Source organism: Haliea salexigens DSM 19537 (assembly GCF_000423125.1).
Classification (GTDB): domain Bacteria; phylum Pseudomonadota; class Gammaproteobacteria; order Pseudomonadales; family Halieaceae; genus Haliea; species Haliea salexigens.
Genome location: NZ_AUHJ01000009.1, coordinates 93,765 through 115,844, shown reverse-complemented (window position 1 = coordinate 115,844; position 22,080 = coordinate 93,765). Strand labels below are relative to the sequence as shown.

Sequence of the window (22,080 nt, the reverse complement as noted above, 5' to 3'; positions counted from 1 at the left end):
GCAGCCATGGCGATTGAGCAGGCGGTCGCGCGCATTCTCTGTGTGGTAGGTGCGCGGCCCAATTTCATGAAAATTGCCCCCATCATGCGCGCTTTCAATGCACCTGGCAGCGGGTTGCAGGCGAGCCTGGTGCATACCGGGCAGCACTACGATGCGGCGATGAAGCACGCTTTCTTCGAACAGCTGCATATCCCGGAGCCGGACGTCGACCTGGGTGTGGGTTCGGGTACCCACGCCGAGCAAACCGCGCAGATCATGCTCAAGTTCGAGCCGGTACTGGATGCGCAGCGTCCGACCGCGGTGCTGGTGGTGGGAGATGTCAATTCCACCATAGCCTGTGCGCTGGTCGCGGTGAAAAAAGGCATCCCCGTGGTGCATGTGGAAGCGGGGTTGCGTAGCGGCGATCGCGCCATGCCGGAAGAAATCAACCGCATTCTCACCGATCAGTTGTCGGACCTGCTGTTCACGACCGAGGCCTCGGCGGCGGACAACCTCGAGCGCGAAGGTATCAGCCGGGACAAGGTGCATTTCGTCGGCAACGTGATGATCGATACCCTGCACTACAATCTGGCATCTGCAACGCCCTCTGCCCACACACTGGCAGAAGCCGGTGCTGGCTTCACGCAAGGCTATGGCCTGATGACCCTGCATCGGCCGTCCAACGTGGATGATGCCCCTGTATTGCGTCGCCTGCTCACCGAGCTTGCCGAGATCAGCCGCGAGACACCGCTGGTGTTTCCGGTGCACCCGCGCACACGAGCCCGCGTCAGTGACGCGGGGCTGGATACGTTACTCGACGATGCCAGTATTCTGCTTCTGCCACCCCAGGGCTATCTGGAGATGCTTGGCCTGATGCGGGATGCGCGCATGGTACTCACGGACTCCGGCGGCATTCAGGAGGAAACCACCGCGCTCGGAGTGCCCTGCATAACATTGCGCGAGAGCACGGAGCGGCCCATTACTGTTACGCAGGGTACCAATACCATTGTCGGCACTGACGCCACCGCCATACGCAAGGCCTACCGCGAGGTGATGGAAGTGGGCGGCAAGGCTGGGCGTCAGCCAGAGCATTGGGACGGACACGCAGCCGAGCGCATTGCAACCGTTCTGGCGCGTTGCTTTGCGAGTGGTCGCGCGGCATGAGCGAGCAACTCGACACGCGCCTGAATGCGATGACCGTGGATGTGGAAGACTACTTTCAGGTCTCGGCCTTTGAGCCCCATATCAGGCGCGTGGACTGGGATACGACACCGTTGCGCGTGCAGGCGAACGTCGAACGAATCCTGGACCTTTTTGCCGAGCACGACGTGAAAGCGACGTTCTTCACCCTCGGTTGGGTGGCGCAGCGGCACCCCGCCATGGTGCAGCGCATCGTGGCTGAAGGCCATGAGCTCGCCAGTCATGGCTGGGAGCACATTCGTGCCAACACCCAGCGCCCGGCGGAATTCGCCGACGACATCCGCCGGACCAAAGCTTTTCTCGAAGATGTTGGCGGTGTTGCCGTGCAGGGTTATAGGGCGGCCAGTTATTCCATTGGCCGAGACAACCTCTGGGCGCTGGACGCGCTGGCGGATGCGGGTTATCGCTACAGCTCCAGTATTGCGCCACTCCGGCACGACCTCTACGGCATGCCCGAGGCACCGCGTTTTGCCTTTGCGGCGGCATCCGGCCGCCTGGCGGAAATTCCGGTGACCACCCTGCCGCTGGCAGGCCGCAACATCAACTGTGGCGGGGGCGGCTGGTTTCGCCTGTTCCCTTACGCATTTTCACGCTGGGCGTTGCGGCGCATCAACGAACGCGAACAGCAGAGCGCCCATTTTTACTTCCACCCCTGGGAAATCGACCCACAGCAACCGCGCCCTGATGGCCTCACGGCCCGCACCCGTTTTCGTCACTACCTGAACCTGAAGCGTATGCAACCGCGCCTGCAGCAGCTGCTCGTGGACTTTCGCTGGGACCGTATGGACCGTGTGTTCGCTGACGCTATCGCGGCACCCGCCGGCCTGCAGCAGCCGGCGTTCGCGGCCGGGCAGTTCGACGGTTTGGGCGGGAGTGCCGGGGCGTGACGCTGCGAGTCCGCTCTGCCGAAGCCAGTGACGAAGCCGCCTGGGACAGGTTTGTAGATCAGTGTGAGCAGGCAACCTTCTTTCACCGTTTTGGTTGGCGCAGGGTACTCGAAGGTTCCCTGGGGCATCGCTGCCACTTTCTGCTGGCGGAACAGGGCGGTGACATCGTCGGCGTGTTGCCATTGGCGGAAGTGCGCAGCCGTCTGTTCGGGTACAAGCTGTCCGGATTGCCGTTCTGCGTGTATGGCGGCATTGCCACGCCGAACGCAGATGCCGCACGGTTGTTGCGTGATGAAGCCGCGGCGATGGCGACCGCATTGGGGGTCGATGCTCTGGAGCTGCGCAATCTCGAGGCAAGCGACAGCGGCTGGCCGGTCAAGGAGCTGTATTACACTTTTCGCAAGCCAATCACCGCAGACAACGATGCGAACCTGAAGGCCATACCCAACCGGCAGCGTGCCATGATCCGCAAGGGCATCAAGGAGGGCCTTGTGGGTGAAGAGGTTGAGGGTACACAGCGCTTGTACCGCGTGTATGCCGAGAGTGTGCGCAATCTGGGTACGCCGGTATTCAGCCGGCGCTATCTGGAAGCCTTGCGTCGCGAGTTTGCTCGGGATTGTCGCGTGTTGATGATCCGTCAGGGTGATGAGGACGTTGCAGGTGTGATGAGTTTCTACTTCCGCAATGAAGTGTTGCCGTATTACGGCGGCAGCATTGCGCGGGCTCGCACGATTCGCGGCTGCAACCATTTCATGTACTGGGACCTCATGCGGCGCAGTGCCGATGAAGGCATCACCGTGTACGACTTCGGGCGCAGCAAGCGGGACACCGGGCCCTTCGAGTTCAAGAAGCATTGGGGCTTTGAGCCACAGGCGTTGCCCTACGAGTACTTTCTGGTCAACAGTGATCAGGTGCCTGATGTGAACCCCAACAACCCGAAGTATCGGTTGTTGGTCAACGCTTGGCAGCGCCTGCCATTGCCGATGGCGAACCTGCTGGGGCCGCCGCTGGCGCGCAGTTTGGGTTAGGCCAATGACAACGGGCAGCGTGTTATCGCGGGACCAGCAGGCAGCGCACCCCGGTGAGGAAACGCGCCGTCAGCCTCTCCTGTTTCTCTGCCACCGTATTCCCTACCCGCCGAACAAAGGCGACAAGATTCGTTCGTTCCATCTGTTGCATCACCTGAGTCGACATTTTGATATCCACCTCGGCAGTTTCGTCGACGACCCGGAGGACTGGCCCTGGGCTCCAGAGCTGGAGAAATACTGCGCGAGTGTATTTCTTCGTCCGCTCAAGCCGCGGCTCGCGACGCTGCGCAGTGCGAGCGGCTTGCTGACCGGCCAGGCGCTGTCCGTGCCGTACTACCACGATCGCGCGTTGCGGCAATGGTCAGAGGAGGTGGCAGCGCAGCACACTATCCGGCATGCGATCGTCTATTCCTCATCGATGGCGCAGTTTCTGCCGGCGAGCGTTCCCTTTCAGCGCAAGGTGATTGATTTCGTGGATGTGGATTCTGACAAGTGGCAGCAGTACGCGGTGCAGAAGCCCTGGCCCCTCAGCTGGGTGTATCGCCGCGAAGCGCGCTGCCTGTTGGCGCTGGAGCAGGCATTGGCCGAGCAGTTCGATGCGGGGCTGTTTGTGTCCTCGGCCGAGGCGGATCTGTTTCATCAGCTTTCCCCGGCAACGGCCCACAAGATCGGGTTCTACAATAACGGCGTCAATTGTGAATATTTCGATCCCGCGTTTGATGCCGATGGACCTCAGTCAAATCCCTACCCGGAAAACGTGATTCCTCTGGTGTTCACAGGAGCCATGGATTACTGGCCGAATGTGGATGCCGTGGTCTGGTTTGTGCACGAAGTGCTCCCGGCACTGCGGCAGCAATATCCGCAGGTCACGTTCACCATCGTCGGTGGTAGTCCGACCCGTGCGGTACGCCAACTGGCGCAGGAACCCGGCGTGGCAGTTACCGGTCGCGTGGCGGACGTGCGGCCCTATCTGAAACACGCCTTTGCGGCGGTGGCACCCATGCGCATCGCGCGCGGGGTTCAGAACAAGGTACTTGAAGCCATGGCCATGGCGCGGCCTGTGCTGGTCAGCGCTCGGGGGCTTGAAGGCATTGCGGCGGCAGATGGCCAGGATGTGCTGTTGGCGGAGACCACGGCGGATTACTGCCGTCTCCTTGGCCAGTTACTGCAGGAAGACTACCCTCAACTGGGGACCTTGGCGCGCCAGTGCGTGCTACAGGGGTTCAGCTGGGACGATAACCTGCCGGAAGTCGTTTTGTTACTGGGTGAAGAATCGGCACAGCCGCGGTACGCAAAGGAAAAGCGGAAATGACATCGACACAAGCTATCACTGAATCGCGCGCGGGGCGGGGGCAAGCAACATTAGCTCTGGTAACGCTGGTGGCTTTTGTATTGTTGCTATTTCTGATCTTCCATCAAACCGTTTTGTCGCTGGTCGATATTTGGTCGCGGTCGCAGACGTTCGCACATGGATTCCTGGTGATGCCGATCAGTATCTGGCTCGTTTGGCGAGAGAGAAGTGCCTACTCGTCACTGACCGTGCGTCCGCAGCCCTACGCGCTTCTGCTTGTCGTGCTTTTCGGTGCGATATGGCTATTGGCGCACATGGTAGACGTGCGGGTTCTGGAGCAACTTGCTTTTGTAGCGATTCTGGTTAGTGGCATCTGGGCCATCATTGGCAATGCGATGGCCGCGCGCGCGGCGTTCCCCCTGCTGTTTCTGTTCCTTGCCGTGCCCATGGGGGCAGAGTTGATTCCGCCGCTGATGAACCTGACCGCGACAACGACAGAGTACCTGGTCCGAGCGAGCGGTGTTCCGCTTTATCGGGAAGGCATGTATTTGTATTTGCCCACGGGTACCTGGTCGGTCATCGCTGAATGTAGCGGTGTTCGCTATTTGATCGCTTCATTCACCCTTGGCCTGATTTACGCCTATCTCACCTACAGCAGCCTGCAGCGCAGGCTGTTGTTCGTTATCGCTTCAATCGTCGTTCCCATACTGGCGAACAGCCTGCGCGCCTACGGCGTTGTTATGATGGGGCATTTGAGTGATATGCGTCTGGGTGTGGGTGTAGACCACCTCGTGTACGGCTGGGGTTTTTTCGGGCTGGTAATGGTTATCCTGTTTTGGGCAGGCGGCTTCTGGCAAGAGGATACGACAGCTGACATCGATTCGGGCGTTGGTGTGGTCGCCGCCGGTACCCCGGCCTCCGGCTCGCTTGCGTTTGTCGCGGCCTGTGCGGTGATTTTGGCGGCGATTTGGCCGGCTGCAACCTGGTGGACTCTGGAGAGGGAGGCGCCTCTCGGACAGATGGCGCCGCTCACCTTGTCGCAGCCAGAGGGTGTGTGGCAGCCCATAGCCAGGTTACCGGAGTTCTGGCAGCCGGACGTGGCTGGCGCTGACCGGGAATTGGATCAGTTCTATTCAGGTCCTCAGCCGGTAGCGCTCTTTCTGCGGCAATTCCTGACCCAGAGCCAAGGCTCGGAGCTGGTTGCCAGTGCAGAGCCCTGGAGGCCCGAGCCACGTCAGCTATGGCGGGTTGTGGATCAGCAGCGAATGACGGTGGACATTGGGTCACTGGATGCCATAGAAGAAGTCCAGATACGCCATGGTGGTACGAAATATCTGGTGTGGTCGTGGTACCACATCGCGGGTCGCAACGTAGCCAACCCGTATGTCGCCAAGTTTCTCGAGGCACAGCAGAAGCTTCTGCAGGCACGCAGGACAGGAGCTCGCGTTTTCGTGGCGACGCAGATACCTGGGGATGTGCCAGAAGATGCGCGGGCGGCGCTTGAAGCAATTACAGCTGCACAGCTCTCCTCGATTGCCGATGCCGTGAGTCAAGGGCTGGCTTCTCAGTAAAAATAGAGAGTTGCATGAAACCGAAGCAGCAGCCACTGAAGGCAGAAGCACCACTTGTAGCGCATATCATCTACGCCCTGGGTACGGGGGGGCTGGAGAACGGGCTGGTCAACATCATTAATCGCTGTCCTCCGGGCCGCTACCGCCATGCGATTATCTGTCTCACGCGCAGTGAAGAGTTCGCAAGCCGCATCACCGCGCCGGGTGTCGAGGTGATCGAGTTGGATAAGCGGCCAGGCCATGATTGGGGGATGTACTGGCGCTTGTGGCGGGTACTGCGCCGGCTGAGCCCCGCCATTGTGCACACGCGCAATCTTGCCGCACTCGAAACCCAGGCGCTCGGCGTTGTGATGCCACGGTGCAAGCGGGTGCACGGTGAACACGGGCGAGACATCAACGACATCGATGGCAGTAATGTGAAGTATCGTTGGCTGCGGCGCGGATTGAGCCCGATGATTCATCGCTTTATAGCAGTGAGTCGTGATCTCGCGGAGTGGCTGAAAGGCCCCGTGGGTCTTCCCCCGGCGAAGGTGGTGCAAATTTACAATGGCGTGGCCCACGACAGGTTTTCACCTCAACGCAAGGCGGGAACTGGAAACCCGCGGGTACGCTCTGAGGCCCGGGGCATACCCGAAGGCTTTTTCACTGTCCCGGGTTGTCGCGTGGTGGGAACCGTGGGCCGGCTGGCCGCGGTCAAGGATCAGGGCAGCCTGCTACGCGCGCTGGCGGCGATTGTTCAGGCCGAACCCGCACAGCGTGAAATGCTGCGCTGTATACTGGTGGGCGATGGCCCCGAGCGAGCGTCCTTACAGTCTCTGGTCGAGGAGCTGGCACTCGGTGACTGTGTATGGATGGCCGGAGATCGGGACGACATCCCGAACCTGCTGGCCTGTATGGATGTGTTTGTGTTGCCGTCACTGGGCGAGGGTGTTTCCAACACGGTGCTCGAGGCCATGGCGACGGGCTTGCCTGTTGTGGCGACCCGGGTGGGCGGTAACCCGGAGTTGGTCACCGAGGGCGACACCGGCTTGCTGGTTCCTGTGAGTGATATTGCGGCGCTGGCTCGGGCATTGCAGCGTCTTATTGATGACCCGGCGCTGTGTATTCGCATGGGTAACGCAGGTTTGGAGCGCGTGCAACGGGATTTTGATTGGCAGCGCACTGTTGCCGCCTATCTGCAAGTGTATGATGTACTGCTGGGTAGGACATCGAGCGCAGGGTAAAAGGACGGAACCTGATTATGTGTGGCATCGCCGGCATCTTTGATCTCACCGAGCAGCGTGAACCGGATCGCGGTCTGCTGGCCGCCATGAACCAGACCCAGTTTCACCGTGGGCCGGACGAGGGTGGCCTCTACACAGCGCCGGGGGTAGGGCTAGCGCATCGGCGCTTGTCGATTATCGACCTGGCCAGCGGCCAGCAACCGATGTTCAGTGCCGATGGCAAGCTGTGCGTGGTCTACAACGGTGAAATCTACAACTTCCGCGAACTGGCGAGCGAGCTGCAAGGCCTGGGTTACCAGTTCCGCACCCATTGTGATACAGAAGTTATCCTGTACGCCTGGCAGGCCTGGGGCGAGCGTTGCGTGGACCGCTTTCGCGGCATGTTCGCATTCGCTTTATATGATCAGAACGCCCGCAGCCTGTTTCTGGCGCGCGACCGGTTTGGCATCAAGCCTTTCTTCTATAGCGTATTGGCGGATGGCCAATTGATTTTCGGCTCTGAGCTGAAAGTGCTGAAAGCGCATCCGGGCTTGCCGAGAAAGCTGGATCCGCGCGCGGTGGAAGACTATTTTGCGCTCGGTTATGTGCCGGAGCCGAAAACGATTTACCAGGGAGTGCACAAGCTGTGTCCTGGCCATACCCTGCTCTTGCGCGCCGGCATGCCTGTGCCGGAGCAAAAGCAATTCTGGGATATCCCCTTCCAACCTGTGGCTGTCGCCAGCGAATCCGATCTACAGGCGGAGCTCCTTGCCCGGCTGCGTGAGGCCGTACAGGTGAGGCTCGTAGCGGAAGTGCCGTTGGGTGCGTTTCTCTCCGGCGGTGTTGATTCCAGTGCTGTTGTCGCCATGATGGCGCAGTTGCAGAATGAGCCGGTGAATACCTGTGCGATCGGCTTTGACGTCAAGCAGTTCAATGAAACCGAGTACGCAGCGCGGGTAGCGGAACGCTATCACACCAACCACTTTCAGGAGACGGTGGGTAGCGAAGACTTCGATTTGCTGGACGAACTGGCGGTGCTTTACGACGAACCCTATGCCGACAGTTCGGCAATTCCAACGTTTCGCGTGTGCCAGCTGGCCAAGAAGCGTGTCACGGTGGCGCTTTCGGGTGATGGCGGCGATGAGCACTTTGCCGGGTATCGGCGTTACCGCTGGCACATGAACGAGGAGCGTTTGCGGCAGGCCCTGCCGCTTGGCATTCGCGCACCGGTGTTTGGTGCACTGGGGCGCCTGTATCCGAAAGCGGACTGGGCGCCTCGGATGTTTCGTGCCAAAACTACCTTTCAGGCGCTGGCGCGTAACTCCGTGCAGGCGTACCTGCACTCGGTGTCCATTTGCAGTGATGAGCAGCGCTCCGCTTTATTCAGTGATGCATTCAAGCGCGAACTCCAGGGCTATTCTGTGCACTCGGTTTTTGATGCGCATGCCGCCAATTGCCCGACAGATGACCCTCTCTCGATGATTCAGTACCTCGATATGAAGACGTATCTCGTTGGCGACATCCTGACCAAGGTCGACCGCGCCAGCATGGCGCATGCACTGGAAGTGCGTGTGCCGTTCCTGGATCACCCACTTACGGAATGGGTATCCGGCTTACCCTCGGAGTGGAAATTGCGTGGGCAGGAGGGCAAGTACCTGTTGAAGAAGTCCCTTGAACCGCATTTGCCCAACGATGTGCTCTATCGAGACAAGATGGGCTTTGGTGTGCCGCTGGCGAAGTGGTTCCGAGGTCCGCTGAAAGATCGCCTCCCTCGCGACCTTCTCGAGTCCGGTGGACTTGCCGCGACTGGCTTGTTCAATCAGCGTTATCTGGCACGCCTTGTCGATGAGCACCAGTCCGGCATGCGTGACCACAGTGCCCCTCTCTGGACACTGCTGATGTTCCAGGCCACGGTGCGCGACGACCAGTTTGTGGTGGCCGCGTGAGAGAAAAGACCATGCGTGTTCTGCATGTGCTGGATCACTCCATACCCCTGCACAGCGGCTACACCTTCCGTACGCGCAATATTCTGCGTGGGCAGCGTGCCCTGGGTTGGCACACGGCCCATGTCACCGGCCTCAAACAGGGCGTGAGCGAAGCGGAGGATGAAACGGTAGACGGTCTGCATTTTTACCGCACCCGCTCCAGCAGTAATCCACTATACCGCCTGCCGCTGTTTGATCAGTGGGAGGTGGTTGCCACGCTGGCGCAGCGTATTGTGAAGGTGGCCGCGATCGAGAAGCCGGACATTCTGCACGCACACTCACCCGCGCTGAATGGTCTTGCGGCACTGCGCGCAGGCCGTGAACTGGGTGTGCCCGTCGTGTATGAGTGTCGCGCCTTCTGGGAGGATGCGGCCGTGGATCACGGCACCAGCCGTGAGTGGGGGCCTCGCTACCGTCTGACTCGCGCGCTGGAGACGCATGTGTTTCAGCGAGCAGACGCGGTGACCACCATTTGCGAGGGGTTGCGCAGTGAAATTGTCTCGCGCGGCATTGATGCGGCGAAGGTGACAGTTATCCCCAACGCAGTCGATACAGAAAATTTCACCTTCGGTGCACCGGCGAGCCTCGAGCTTGCGCGCAATCTCGGGCTTGAAGGCAACGTTGTACTCGGTTTTATCGGCTCCTTCTACGCTTACGAGGGTATTCCATTGCTTTTGGAAGCGATGCCCGCACTACTCGCAGACCGCCCGGAATTGCGTCTGCTGCTGGTGGGAGGCGGACCTCAGGAATCGCTGATCCGCGAGAAGATATCTGCGCTGAAGCTGCAGGAGCATGTAATCCTGACGGGACGCGTGCCGCACTCGGAGGTGCAGGCGTACTACAATCTGGTCGACATTTTTGTCTACCCCCGGTTACCCATGCGCCTGACTGAACTCGTCACCCCACTCAAGCCGCTGGAGGCCATGGCGCAGGGGCGCCTGGTGGTGGCCTCGGATGTGGGTGGGCACCAGGAGCTTATCCGCCACGGGGATACCGGCATGTTGTTCTCAGCCGGGCAGGCTGGAGCGCTATCTGCAGCGGTTGGTGACCTGTTGGCCAGGCGCGATGATTGGCAGGACATGCGTGATCGTGGCCGGGCATTCGTTGAGCAGGAGCGTACCTGGACCGCGAGTGTGGGTCGCTATCCTGCCGTGTACGGCCGCGTACTGTGAGCGCGTTGCACCTGGGCCTGATTGGTCCCGCGCCGCCACCCAATGGCGGCATGGCCATGCAGACCGAGCAGCTCGCCAGGCTCTTGCGCGAAGAGGGGCTGCAGGTGACGCAGGTTGCAACCAATGCACCCTACCGGCCGGCGTGGGTGGCACATGTGCCCGGCCTGCGCGCCTTGTTTCGGCTGTTTCCCTACCTCTGGGCGGTATGGCGCCTGGCTGGGAAGGCTGATGTTATTCACTTGATGGCCAATTCGGGCTGGTCCTGGCAGCTATTTGCCGCACCGGTGCTGTGGCTGGCGCCCTTGCGGCGCTGCCCGGTGATCGTCAACTATCGCGGCGGAGAGGCGGGTAGCTACTTCGAGCGTGCCTGGCGCCGGGTGCAGCCCTCGCTGCGCAGGGCCACTCTGGTGGTGGTGCCCTCCGGTTACTTGCAGGCAGTGTTCAGTGAATTCGGGCAAGCAACGCGGGTGATCCCCAATATTGTTGATCTCAATGTATTCCGTCCCTCGTCGTTACCACCGACTGACGGCACACCGTTTACTCTGGTAATCACCCGGAATCTGGAGCCGATCTATGGCATTGGCACCGCACTGCGGGCACTGGCAGAAACGCTCACGTCCATGCCCCGTACCCGTCTGCGCATTGCCGGGAGTGGCCCGCAGGAAGGCGAGCTGCGCAATCAGGCGAGTGTGCTGGGAATCAGTCATGCCGTGGAGTTCACCGGGCGCCTGGATCGGCCGGGTATTGTCGATCTGTACGCCACGGCGGATGCCATGTTGAATCCGACCACGGTGGACAATATGCCCAATTCGGTTATCGAGGCACTGGCTTGTGGGGTGCCTGTTATCTCCACGGCGGTGGGCGGTGTGCCCTACATAGTGCGTCACGAGGAAACCGCCCTGCTGGTGGCAGCCAATGAGCCGGCCGCAATGGCAGCCGCGATATGTCGCTTGCAGGAAGACGCGGTTTTACGCACAGCTTTGCGCCGACAGGGGCTTGCAGAGGTCGCTCAGTACGCCTGGCCGCAGGTTCGCGCGCAGTGGTTGGCGGCCTATGCCGAAGTGGCAGGGAAAAAGCGGGTGGAGGCAGCGTGAGCGTGTATCAACAGCTGGTGGCTAACGTGCTCTTCCCGTTGCACGAGAAGCTCAAGGGGCATGACACGGTCGCTGTGCATCGCGCGCTGAACACATCGCAGTGGCTACCGCAGGATGAAGTGCTGGCACTGCAGTTGGAAAACCTGCAACGCTTCCTGTCCAGGATTGGCCGCACGGTGCCGTACTACAGCAAGTTGTTCAACGAACTGGCCTTCCAGCCTGAAAGCGTTACCTCCATTGCTGACCTGCAACGCCTGCCGCTGCTCGACAAGGCGACGATTCGAGCGCATACGGATGATCTCAAGGCACCGGGCGCAAAAGGGCTCAAGCGCTTCAATACCGGCGGCTCCAGCGGCGAACCGCTGATATTCTATCTGGGCAACGAACGTGTAAGCCACGATGTGGCTGCCAAGCGCCGGGCTACCCGTTGGTGGGGTGTGGATATCGGTGACCCCGAAATCGTAGTGTGGGGTTCTCCGATTGAGCTTGGCGCGCAAGACCGGGTGCGGCTTGCGCGTGACGCGCTGTTTCGCACCGAGCTATTGTCAGCCTTCGAGATGTCGCAGGAGAATCTGCAGCGCTTTGTGGAGCGTATCGTGGCGCGCCGTCCGGCGATGCTGTTTGGTTACCCGTCGTCTCTCGCGCTGATCGCTCAGTTCGCTCTGGAGCATGATATCGCAGTGGATGCGCTTGGTATAAAAGTGGCCTTCGTAACCTCCGAGAGGCTGTACGACCACCAGCGGATGGTCATCGAGCGAGCGTTCGGCTGCCCCGTCGCCAACGGCTATGGCGGTCGCGACGCGGGTTTTATTGCCCACGCCTGCCCGGAAGGTAGCCTGCATATTACCGCCGAGGACATGGTGGTGGAGATCGTCGATGCGGATGGCAATGTACTGCCCGCAGGTGAAAGCGGCGAGATTGTGGTCACCCACCTGTACACCAGTGAGTTTCCGTTTGTGCGCTATAGAACGGGTGACGTTGGGGTGCTGGCGAGCGATACCTGCAAATGTGGTCGTGGCCTTCCGGTATTGGCCAGCGTGGAGGGGCGCACGACGGATTTCGTCACCGCGGCGGATGGCACGATTCTGCATGGCCTTGCACTCATTTATGTGCTGAGGGATATGCCCGGTGTTGCAAATTTTCGGATTGTGCAGGAGTCGTTGGAGCGGACACGGGTAGAGGTGGTACCACGGGATACGTTGACGCAAGCAATGAGAGTGGAGATCGAATCGGGGCTGCGTGCGCGATTGGGTGAGTCGGTTGAAATAGAGATAGACGCCTGCGAAGAGATTCCACGCGAGAAGTCCGGTAAATTTCGCTACGTCCTCAGCCGGGTGTCGCACCAATGATCGACAGCCTCTTCTTGCTGCTTGTCGTTGTATGCGTCTGCTACCTGTTTTCCTGGGCCGATCGGCAGGACGACGACTGATGCGCGATCTGTTGTTGGTGGGCTTTCTTTTTGTGGCCATCTACTACTCCTTCCGGCGGCCCTATATTGGCGTGGCAGCTTGGACGTGGATAGCGCTGATTGCGCCGGTTAACTGGGCGTTCGGGTTTTCCCAAAGCTTCAGGTTGAACCTGACCATTGTGTTGGTGACGATGCTGTCTTATCTCTTCGTTGAGAAGCACAAGGAGTTCCGTCTGAACGCCATTGGGTTCTGGATACTGGCGTTTGGTTTCTGGACACTTATGAGTACGCTATTCAACTTGAACTCCAACCCTCAGAATGTTTGGGCGTACTGGAACCAGTTTGTCAAAGTTCTGCTGTTGTTTTTCTTTATCACTCTGATAATTCGCAAGAGGCTGCATATTGATGTACTGGTGTGGACTATCGTTTTAGGGATATCAGCCTATGCGGCGATGGAGGCGGTAAAGTTCATACTTTCTGGTGGTGGCCACAGAATTGTTGGCAGGGCAGGGATTATCGCGGATCGCAACGATCTGGCAGTGGCTATCAATATGTGCATACCCCTCATCGTTTATCTTGTTCAGGTCACGGAGCACAAGATGGTCAGAATGGGCCTTTTGGGAATGGTGGGCTTGAACATTATCAGTATCGTTGGAACCGGCTCGCGCGGAGGCTTTATAGGCTTGGCTATTCTGGCGTTCGCCTTCTGGTTGAAGTCACGACACAAGGGGGTGCTGGTTTTGCTGGCGTTTTCAATGCTACCTGTGCTGTATCAGAGTGCGCCGGAAGACTGGCGTGAGCGGCAGGCGACAATTGCGACCGCCGTCGAGGAAGACAGCTCCTTTATTGGCCGGCTCTGGGCATGGAAAATATCGACGTTGATAGCGCTGGATCACCCTTTGACCGGTGGCGGGTTCCGCTCGGTGCTGGATCCAAATCTATGGAGCTATTACGCCCCTGAGACACCGGGTTTTTCGCCGGTGGCGACGCCTCCAATCCCGCCACACAGTGGCTCCAAGGCGGCCCATAATATTTATTTTCAGGTACTGGGGGATCACGGCTTCCCGGGGCTTTTCATTTTCCTAATGTTTCTCGCGTTGGCGCTGTTTAGTAGTATGAAGAACGCGGACCTCGGTAAGGAACACGGGGTACTTTGGTACCGGCAGCTAGCCAATGCACTGACCTTGTCGCTAGTCGGTTACGGCATTACTGGCGCCAATGTAAGCCTCGCCTATTTCGACCTGCTGTATGCCGTTCTGGGCATCATCGCGGTAATGACACTGCAGCGGCAGTCGCTACTCGGTTTGGGACGGGATCTGACGCGGGAGCAACACAGCCGTGGGTGAGTCAACACACACACGGCGTGGGGTGGGCAAGTCAATTGCCAAGGGAGCGGTATGGACCATGTCTATTCGACTGGTCAGTCGCTCCATTAGCGTGGTCAGCACCCTGATTCTTGCGCGCCTGCTGACGCCATCAGATTTTGGCATTTATGCCCTGGCGATGTCGGTCTATGCCTTTGTAGAACTGATCAGGGCATTCGGCTTCGGTACTGCGCTGATTCAGAATCAGGACGCCACCGACCTTCACTACCATACCGCCTGGACCTTGCATTTTTTGTTTTCGCTGGTCAGTTCCTGCCTGCTTTATCTGTTTGCTCCGTTGGCCGCTGAACTGCTCAAAGAGCCTGGACTGGTCTCGGTGCTGCGCTTCATGTGTCTTCTGTTCTTGATCGATGGGGTCAAGAACGTTGCCATAATAAATTTCCAAAAACACATGACCTTTGACAGGGAATTTCGCTTCCAGCTCTCTATCAAGCTGACAGGGTTTTTTGTCGCTATCCCGCTAGCATTTATACTCAGAAGTTATTGGGCGATGTTGTATGGGTTGTTGTCTACATCGCTGATGCTGGTGTTGCTCAGTTATGTCATGCAGCCTTTCCGCCCCCGGTTCCGCCTCGATTTCTGGCGTGAGTTGTTTTCGTTTTCCGCCTGGCTGCAGGTGAACAATATTCTCAATTTCTTCAACCGGCATATTGAAAATTTCATGGTATCGCGTGTGGCAGGGGTTTCCGCGGTGGGTTCTCTGTCGATGTCGAAAGAGACTGGCCAGTTGTTGCGTGAGTTGGCTGAACCAATCAATCGCGCCGCGTTCCCAGGCTATTCCAGAGTTAACAAGGACCCGGCACGATTGTTGAACGTTTTCTGTGATGTGATGGGTGCCTTGATGATTCTAGGCTTCGTCATGGCAGTCGGTATCTTCTCGGTTGCGCATCTGTTGGTGCCGACCTTACTGGGTGCAAAGTGGCTCCATATAGTACCGCTGGTCCAATGGTTGGCACTGGCGACATTGTTAATGATTATGATGTCCAGTACCAATAATGTGTTGATAGCGCTGGGCCGCATTCGCTGGGCCACATCAATCATTGTTGTGCGTCTGACTTTGATGGTGATATTTTTGAACCTGTTCTTGCCAATCTACGGCGTACTCGGTGTGGCGTACGCGACCTTTGCCACCCTGTCTCTTGTGCTGGTGGTGGCCTACATGGTTCTGCGCCGCAACATGGCTCTGGGTTTGAGGCGGGTAGTTTACATTCTGTACAAGCCGGGGCTGGCGGCCTTGGCCATGTTTCTGTTGGTAAACGGGATGTTTCCCACACACTGGGCCGCGGAACCTATGCCCTGGCAATTGGCCCAGCTGTTTGCCGCTGTGGCCGTAGGCGGTATCTGCTTCTTTCTGGTGTTGGGCTTTTTGTGGTTACTGGAGTCCCGTCCGGAAGGGCCGGAGCTGCAGTTGGTAAGGCTTGTGCATGCGCGAACCGGCTTATTGAGGGTTCTGTTGCCGGGGGACAGCCCCCGTGGCTAACTGGCAACAGCTCGCTTTCCGTGTAGGGCTTTCGCTTGCTGGGCTCGCAGGTCATCAGCGTCTGTCGATACTGATATATCACCGGGTACTGCCTGAACGCGACTGGATGCGGCCTGCGGAGCCAACGGCGGAGGAGTTTGGCTGGCAGATGCAACTGCTGAGTCGTCACTTCAACGTACTGCCTCTGAACGAGGCAGTGCGTAGATTGCACGCAGGGTGTTTACCACCGCGCGCGGCTTGTGTCACTTTTGACGATGGTTATGCCGACAATGCCACCGTCGCCTTGCCAGTGCTGCAGCGCTATGGCTTGTCGGCCACGGTGTTCGTGGCTAGTGGTTACCTTAACGGCGGGCGCATGTGGAACGACACGATAGTGGAGTCTTTGAGAGTTTACGACCAGCCGGTTCTGGACCTGACAGAGATCGATTTTCCACGATATGACACGAGCAGCCAAGAACAGCGGCGAAAAGCCGCCTATGCGATCATTCGTGAGGGGAAGTACCTCCCCACGGGGCGGCGCGATGAAATCGCCAGTTGTGTTGCCGCCCGAGTGGGTCCGTTGCCAGATCATTTGATGCTGACCTCGTCGCAATTGCGTACCCTGCACCACAATGGCGTGGAAATCGGGGGGCATACAGTATCGCATCCGATTTTGACCAAACTTACATTGGAACAAGCGCGGGAACAGATCCAGAGTGGCAAGGCTCAGCTGGAAGCGCTGTTAGACGCGCCCCTGCGCGTCTTCGCGTACCCCAATGGGCGCAGAGAAAAAGACTATAGTGATGAGCATGTGTCGTTAGTCAGGGAGGCCGGGTTTGAAGTGGCTGTGGCCACAAACTGGGGGGTATCGTCCTCCGCTACTGACGTATTGCAGTTGCCGCGTTTTACCCCGTGGGATACATCTGCTCCCAAATACCTGCTGCGTATGGCTCTGAACATGCGCCAGACTGCTGAGAGCTGAGCAAATTTCTCCTTTCCCGCTGGCGTAGCGGGTTCGTAGTGGAGTGCCTTTTAGGCTATCCTTCAATGTGAACATCGCCTGATGCGGAATAGCTTCAGCGCCCCACTACCCGGCTACGAGACAGAGTTCAGCATGCGTATTGGCAGTACTCGTTCAAGTGTTTCCATTAGCAATCTAGGAGTTTTTTTACTTCTTGCTGCTTTTGCTTCCCTATCTGTTGGGCAAGATATCTACATCGAACGGTACACAGGCCCGGGTGCTGCTATATGGGAAGAGTTTGTTCGGATCCGAATGGGAGGCGAAGTATCCGGTGGCGCCGGAGCAGAACAAGTGCCCCCCTCACCCAAAGACGATTCTCCTGCCGCGGTGCCGGTCGCCGGGCCAGAAACGCCGCCCACGCAAATACCGGACGGATTGACCCCCCGAACAACCATAGAGGATGAGCCGGTCTACGAGGGCGACCTCAATGAGGCGATTGTTTACGTGCGAGTGCCTCGCACTATCGGCCTGCATGAAGTAGAGCTAAGAAATGACGAAACCTATATCCTGCATAGTCCCGATGTATGGGATCGACTGCCGGACTCGCGTCATGTTTTTGATGGATTCAATGCGCCGGGTCAGTTGATTTTGCGGGAGGCAGACGGCTCTGAGCGTATTCTGTACGACTGCGTTCAACACAATGAACCCTGCGTGCCGCTGGATCCGATGGTGTCCTTTGATGGTCAGCGAGTCCTGTTCTCCGTGTATCGGGGAAAACGCCTGACTAACGCCTGGTGGGATGGCACAACGCTGCCAAACAAGCGGCTCGATGAGGCCACCGAAGCGCGTCTGCATGTGTTCGACATTGCCACTGGCAAGGTTACGCCGCTAAAGCATGAGCCGGGGGTTTTTGATGTCAGCCCGGCTTGGCTGCCGGATGGCCGTATTCTTTTTGCCTCTTCCCGTGCTAGGTTCCGCGAGCCGTGGCTGGACCGGATCACGCCCAATAACAGAGCGGAGACTCAGCTTTATATTGCCGATGACGATGGGAGCAACGCGGTCAATGTAAGTCCGCATGAGGTGACCACGGCGATGCACCCGTATGTTTTACAGAATGGCCGAATTGCCTATAGTTCTCAGTGGCTGAGCCACAATCTGGCCTACGGGGGCACCAATGGCAGTATCAATTGGCCAGGCACGCTCGACAACATGTGGCTGGTGATGGAGATGGATGCCCGTGGCGGCGATATGAACGCACTGCTGGGGGCGCACAGAAATACTTTCACGTCGGCCTCCGGGCGCACCAAAACAATGAAGGCGCTGCATTTTCTCGGGCAGCGCTACAACAGCGATATCTGTGTGAGTAACTACTATCGCGGCAACAATCTCGGGCTGGGCGATGTATTCTGCTGGAGCCCCGAGCCTGTCGGGGTGGAGGGCGCGCTGCCCGGTTTTCTGCCGCGTGAACTCTACAATGTGGCAAACTGGTCCAAGTCCAATGACGAGCCCTCTGTCAAACAGAACGGCCTTTACCAAGGCAAAATCGGCTATCCCGAGGGCATCCCGGGTAACCAGCTGATGTTGACGATGGGTCGGGGCTTCTGTACCAACGTGTCTGGTTCGGTAAGGAGTTTTCAGGAGCGCGTAGCTGATCAGCCGGAGCAACGCGGTTGTGATGTCGGCGTGTATCACACCACCCGCATTCCCTCCCGCGCGATGTCTGATATGGTGCGGGTAGTGGACCGCGAGGAGTGGCACGAATTCGGTGCAAGAGTGGTCGCCGCCCGGTCGATTCCCGATACTCCAGGTTTGCGCTCCACAAATGACGGTAGCTGTCAGTTGGCGAGCAGTGATGCGGGTACCGCAGAGACTTCCGCGTCAAGGCCGTATGAATTTAACAACAACTATAAATCTATGGCCAATAACGGTGGCGAAATCCATGGCCTGCCGCACGCCGAGTTGGCGGCGATCCGGTTCTGGGAGGTGTTGCCAAACGAGCTTGAGCCGCGTGCCTTCAAGAACTCCATTGGCAATCAATTGCGGCTGCTGGGAGATGTACCTTTGCTGGGAGACAAATCCTTCAAGGTGGAGTTGCCCTGCGATACGCCTTACGTCATGGCCGGGGTAGATAGTATGGGCAGGGTAATCAAACGGGACCAAGTGCCACAATCCCTGCGCCCCGGTGAAAAGCGCGTATGCACCGGTTGCCACCTGCACTCCCAACCCGGAAGATCCTATGAGGATTCTCTCGCGTTTGCCGCCGAGGCTGAGGTGCTGCTGAAATCCAGCCCCGTGCCTACCTACGCGCGTGATATCAAGCCGATTTTTGAGCGCCGCTGTCAAACTTGCCATGTCGCGGACCTGCCGCTTATGGATTATGACGCTCTGGTGTGGGACCAGTTTCAGGCCTCCGTGCTGGAAGGTAGACGGGTGTTGATGCGCGAGTCGGAGAACGAGCGTCGTCGCTGGGGTATCCAGCGACCGTATACCAGCAAGTACGTCAACTCGATGTTCGCCCGCGAGAGCTTGCTTTACTGGAAGGCTGCGAACCAGCGCACGGATGGCCGCACCGATGCAACCTATCCTAACGACATCGACTTTGGCCCGGACCATCCGGTGACTATAACGGCCGCTGAGTTGCGTACCCTGGCTGACTGGCTGGACTCGGGGGCAGGCTCTCTAGAGTAGTGGGGGAATGACGCAGCGATGTTCTCCGTGGTGTTTTCGCGCGCTCGCTTTCATCGCGATACAGTGCATGGAGGGTGGCGCGAGTAGATGCCTCGGTAGGTTCTGTAACTGGCGCTGTGCGTAAGGAAGCGTAGTAATGAGCAAACGTATTCTCGTGATGGACGCTCACGCCGTAGGGATGCTGGGTGTAATCCGCTCGCTTGGACGGGCGGGCTATTCCGTCACCGCCTGCGCGACATCAGCCAGCGCCCTTGGTCTGCATTCACATTACGCCGAGGATGTTGCTGTTCATCCGCCGTATGCTAGTGGAAACTTTGCAAGCTGGCTGGACGACTATATCAGTGAACGACGGGTCGATATGATCGTGCCAAGCGAAGGCTTCCTTCATGCGGTGCGTGATCGCTATGAGCGTTTTGTGCCACTGCTGCCCGATGCAGTTCCTCAGGATGTTTGGGAGGGATGCATGAGTAAGGTGGATAGTGATGCGATCCTCCGTGCCCACCCCGATGGCGCATGCAATCTACCCTTCTCTGTTGTCCTCACCGGTGCGCATGAGCTTGCGGGTCTTGAATTGTCCTTGCAGTCCGTGGCATCGCCATTTTACGTCAAAGGTGATGCGGGGAAAGCATTGGGCGAAACCGGCAATGCAGTGGTGCACCGATGCCTTTCTATTGCCGAAGCCCTGGAAGCCGTGGCCGAACTTCTGCCGAATTATCAGGCCGTTATTTGCCAGGGACATGCTCCGGGCCGGAAGGTGGGTGTCAGTTTATGGCGCCACCGCGGGGAGTTTCGCGCCGAAAGCATGACATTGGGTATCCATATGAACCCTTTCCATGGAGGGATGATGTCATTGCGTGAGACGTTCTGGCACCAGTCTCTTCTCGAAGATGCCAAGCGGAAAATGGAACTGCTAGGCTGGGAAGGCGTCGCGATGATGGAGTATAAATGGGACCCTGACTCTGATCGCTTCTGGTTCATTGAGATAAACGCACGTTATTGGGGCTACTTGCATCTCGATCTTTATGCGGGGAAGGACTTTCCCTGTTTACAAGCAGACGCATTTTTCGGTTCTACTCGTTCAGCACTGGGGCCGCCGCCGTCTGGCATTTCTTGTCGATATCTATTTCCGGCTGATATTGGCCATGTGCTGTCCCTGCTCAAAAGTAGGGAAACTGGTTGGAGGGACCGGTTAAGAACCATATTGGGCTTCATTTTCTGGTCGCTGAATCTTCGGTGTCATGCTGACCTTTGGTTTCCGCGTGATCGTGCCTTGTATTGGCGTGCAGCATTCGATTTTTTCCGCAGGTGAGGTTTGCTGCTGAGCCTCGGCGCTATTGTTCGGGTCGCGTGCTTGCGCGGAGTTATTTGATTCAACGTTGGACAGAGCGGGTTACGGTTTAAGAGTTTGGGAAGCTGTCATTGTCCTGTCAGGTTTCTTATATCTTTGTGGTGCTTCAGCTGCCCATTGCGACGCATGAAATCAGTCATAAAATCGTCCATTAACCCTGTGCCGTGGAGTTGTACGAAACTCGTGCTACCCAGATCATTCAGCTCAAGAAGCACTGGGCCCTCTGGCCCAACGAGCACATCCCAGTGGAGAATTTTCATTGTCGCAAAGACGCTGGAAGCCTTGAGCACGGTATCGACTATCTTCGACCACATCGGTATCTTCAGATTTAGCAGGTCGTATCCTGTTGTGGGGTGAAACTGGTGGGCGACCGCAAAGGGCCAGTACCCAGTGACAGCCTGCGACAGGGAGCCTGTTGCGGGGTCGATATAGGCAATCATGTTGCCGTTTTTACCACTGTGAAAATTATCGCTGTAATTCCCTTGGCGAACGAGTTTCATAATGCAGCGGTGAATTTTGGGGGTTGAAGAGTGCTGGTCCTGGAGGACGATGAAACGCAGTCCCGATGGGGCGCTTGTCCCTGTCACCGATGTCAGTAAATCGTGCTGCTTAACGGGCGTCTGAAAAAGATAGCCGGCACTTCTGTCGTACAAGTCACTTTGTAGATCAATGGTCGTTTCGATCAGATTCGATAACGTCAGTTCAGAGCTCGCTCCGACGGAGACTGTGTCGGTGCTCGGATTATAGCTGTCGAGGTAGTAGCCTCCAATATTCTGTTGTGCATGGACTGGCTTCATGAACAAGGGGTATGACGATGGATTGGACAGAAAGCGTACCAGGCTTTTTCGCGTGTGGAGTGGTTGGGGAATATAGCTGGGTAGAGCACTTGCCGGTTTGAAAACAGCCATATTATGTGCCGTTGGCAAGTCGTGAAGCTGAGCGATCATATCGAAAACTAACTTGTCCCATGCGGCTGTCACTGCGTGCCTAGGGTTGAGTGCTACGCTAGCAGCCGCCAGCGAACTTTCACCGAGATACGAGCGAGCTAGTCGTGCATTGACGTTTTCGTGTTGGTAAATTCCAAGTTTGTAGTAATCCCATATTCTGCATGTCGAATTGGCCCGACAAAGTTTGCGTATGTCCTGCGCCTGGGTAAGGTAGCTACGACCGGTTTGCCTATGTACCTCCTCTGCCATCTTGAAAATTTCAATCATCTTATTTTTATACTGATTAAGCATAGTCAACTTACTCGTGAGTAGACAGAAAAGCCCTGTCTTTCATCTTTATGAGCGTTTGTATTTGGCATTGTTACCCGGGCTCTGGCCCAAAGGCTATTGAATAATAGATGACGAAGCGATCTTAATATATTCTCGGTCACTGAACTAAGCTGCTCCGAGCGAGATTGCTGAACATGGTGCCATC

General features: G+C 57.8%; 16 protein-coding genes. 15 read left to right on the top strand and 1 reads right to left on the bottom strand.

The genetic code is table 11. The features are described 5' to 3' along the window. Positions 1-6 precede the first annotated feature (6 nt). The 15 genes from wecB (at position 7) to G533_RS0111710 (ending at position 20,619) form a co-directional block, all read left to right on the top strand. Entirely contained in the window at positions 7-1,143 is a 1,137-nt protein-coding gene (gene wecB / locus G533_RS0111785; RefSeq protein WP_027950121.1) for a non-hydrolyzing UDP-N-acetylglucosamine 2-epimerase, read from the top strand. Beyond that, positions 1,140-2,066: an XrtA system polysaccharide deacetylase gene (locus tag G533_RS21785; RefSeq protein ID WP_240472424.1), complete on the top strand. Its 927-nt coding sequence runs from the start codon at positions 1,140-1,142 to the stop codon at positions 2,064-2,066. The genes wecB and G533_RS21785 overlap by 4 nt, the downstream gene beginning before the upstream one ends. After that, on the top strand, positions 2,063-3,094 hold the full coding sequence (locus G533_RS0111775) for a FemAB family XrtA/PEP-CTERM system-associated protein (RefSeq protein WP_027950120.1): 1,032 nt from the start codon (positions 2,063-2,065) through the stop codon (positions 3,092-3,094). The genes G533_RS21785 and G533_RS0111775 overlap by 4 nt, the downstream gene beginning before the upstream one ends. A 4-nt stretch (positions 3,095-3,098) precedes the next feature. Next, positions 3,099-4,406 carry a TIGR03087 family PEP-CTERM/XrtA system glycosyltransferase gene (locus tag G533_RS0111770; RefSeq protein ID WP_084638954.1) on the top strand — a complete coding sequence of 436 codons (1,308 nt, stop codon included), beginning with the start codon at positions 3,099-3,101 and terminating at the stop codon, positions 4,404-4,406. Then, positions 4,403-5,956, top strand: a complete 1,554-nt coding sequence (gene xrtA, locus G533_RS0111765; protein WP_027950118.1) for an exosortase A — start codon at positions 4,403-4,405, stop codon at positions 5,954-5,956. The genes G533_RS0111770 and xrtA overlap by 4 nt, the downstream gene beginning before the upstream one ends. A gap of 14 nt (positions 5,957-5,970) precedes the next feature. Continuing rightward, entirely contained in the window at positions 5,971-7,179 is a 1,209-nt protein-coding gene (locus tag G533_RS0111760; protein WP_035527805.1) for a TIGR03088 family PEP-CTERM/XrtA system glycosyltransferase, read from the top strand. A gap of 17 nt (positions 7,180-7,196) precedes the next feature. Beyond that, complete coding sequence (locus tag G533_RS0111755; RefSeq protein WP_027950116.1) at positions 7,197-9,104, top strand: XrtA/PEP-CTERM system amidotransferase; 1,908 nt, start codon at positions 7,197-7,199, stop codon at positions 9,102-9,104. A gap of 11 nt (positions 9,105-9,115) precedes the next feature. Then, positions 9,116-10,315, top strand: coding sequence for a TIGR04063 family PEP-CTERM/XrtA system glycosyltransferase (locus G533_RS0111750; RefSeq protein ID WP_027950115.1), 1,200 nt, complete (start codon positions 9,116-9,118; stop codon positions 10,313-10,315). Further along, on the top strand, positions 10,312-11,409 hold the full coding sequence (locus G533_RS0111745) for a glycosyltransferase family 4 protein (protein ID WP_027950114.1): 1,098 nt from the start codon (positions 10,312-10,314) through the stop codon (positions 11,407-11,409). Before G533_RS0111750 ends, G533_RS0111745 begins: the two co-directional genes overlap by 4 nt. Then, positions 11,406-12,758, top strand: coding sequence for a phenylacetate--CoA ligase family protein (locus tag G533_RS0111740; RefSeq protein ID WP_027950113.1), 1,353 nt, complete (start codon positions 11,406-11,408; stop codon positions 12,756-12,758). The genes G533_RS0111745 and G533_RS0111740 overlap by 4 nt, the downstream gene beginning before the upstream one ends. Before the next feature lie 79 nt (positions 12,759-12,837). Further along, on the top strand, positions 12,838-14,163 hold the full coding sequence (locus G533_RS0111730; RefSeq protein WP_027950112.1) for a putative O-glycosylation ligase, exosortase A system-associated: 1,326 nt from the start codon (positions 12,838-12,840) through the stop codon (positions 14,161-14,163). Beyond that, positions 14,156-15,682, top strand: coding sequence for a lipopolysaccharide biosynthesis protein (locus tag G533_RS0111725; RefSeq protein WP_338035399.1), 1,527 nt, complete (start codon positions 14,156-14,158; stop codon positions 15,680-15,682). The genes G533_RS0111730 and G533_RS0111725 overlap by 8 nt, the downstream gene beginning before the upstream one ends. Next, a complete protein-coding gene (locus G533_RS0111720) occupies positions 15,675-16,643 on the top strand; it encodes a polysaccharide deacetylase family protein (RefSeq protein WP_027950110.1) in 969 nt (322 codons plus the stop codon). Before G533_RS0111725 ends, G533_RS0111720 begins: the two co-directional genes overlap by 8 nt. Before the next feature lie 132 nt (positions 16,644-16,775). Beyond that, positions 16,776-19,310 (top strand): HzsA-related protein, encoded by a 2,535-nt coding sequence (locus tag G533_RS21780; protein WP_144079869.1) that lies wholly within the window; start codon positions 16,776-16,778, stop codon positions 19,308-19,310. 136 nt (positions 19,311-19,446) lie between these two features. Beyond that, positions 19,447-20,619 (top strand): hypothetical protein, encoded by a 1,173-nt coding sequence (locus tag G533_RS0111710; protein WP_027950109.1) that lies wholly within the window; start codon positions 19,447-19,449, stop codon positions 20,617-20,619. A gap of 107 nt (positions 20,620-20,726) precedes the next feature. On the opposite strand, the gene G533_RS0111705 is transcribed toward G533_RS0111710, so the two are convergent. Further along, positions 20,727-21,896 carry a sugar-transfer associated ATP-grasp domain-containing protein gene (locus G533_RS0111705; RefSeq protein WP_027950108.1) on the bottom strand — a complete coding sequence of 390 codons (1,170 nt, stop codon included), beginning with the start codon at positions 21,894-21,896 and terminating at the stop codon, positions 20,727-20,729. Between the last annotated feature and the right edge of the window lie 184 nt (positions 21,897-22,080).

Bases quoted from the DNA above. Each gene is read 5' to 3' on its own strand.
- G533_RS0111755 (WP_027950116.1), top strand. From the start codon at position 7,197: ATGTGTGGCATCGCCGGCATCTTTGATCTCACCGAGCAGCGTGAACCG.
- xrtA (WP_027950118.1), top strand. From the start codon at position 4,403: ATGACATCGACACAAGCTATCACTGAATCGCGCGCGGGGCGGGGGCAA.
- G533_RS21780 (WP_144079869.1), top strand. From the start codon at position 16,776: ATGCGTATTGGCAGTACTCGTTCAAGTGTTTCCATTAGCAATCTAGGA.
- G533_RS0111760 (WP_035527805.1), top strand. From the start codon at position 5,971: ATGAAACCGAAGCAGCAGCCACTGAAGGCAGAAGCACCACTTGTAGCG.
- G533_RS0111705 (WP_027950108.1), bottom strand. From the start codon at position 21,896: ATGCTTAATCAGTATAAAAATAAGATGATTGAAATTTTCAAGATGGCA.
- G533_RS0111750 (WP_027950115.1), top strand. From the start codon at position 9,116: ATGCGTGTTCTGCATGTGCTGGATCACTCCATACCCCTGCACAGCGGC.
- G533_RS21785 (WP_240472424.1), top strand. From the start codon at position 1,140: ATGAGCGAGCAACTCGACACGCGCCTGAATGCGATGACCGTGGATGTG.
- G533_RS0111710 (WP_027950109.1), top strand. From the start codon at position 19,447: ATGAGCAAACGTATTCTCGTGATGGACGCTCACGCCGTAGGGATGCTG.
- G533_RS0111770 (WP_084638954.1), top strand. From the start codon at position 3,099: ATGACAACGGGCAGCGTGTTATCGCGGGACCAGCAGGCAGCGCACCCC.
- G533_RS0111730 (WP_027950112.1), top strand. From the start codon at position 12,838: ATGCGCGATCTGTTGTTGGTGGGCTTTCTTTTTGTGGCCATCTACTAC.
- wecB (WP_027950121.1), top strand. From the start codon at position 7: ATGGCGATTGAGCAGGCGGTCGCGCGCATTCTCTGTGTGGTAGGTGCG.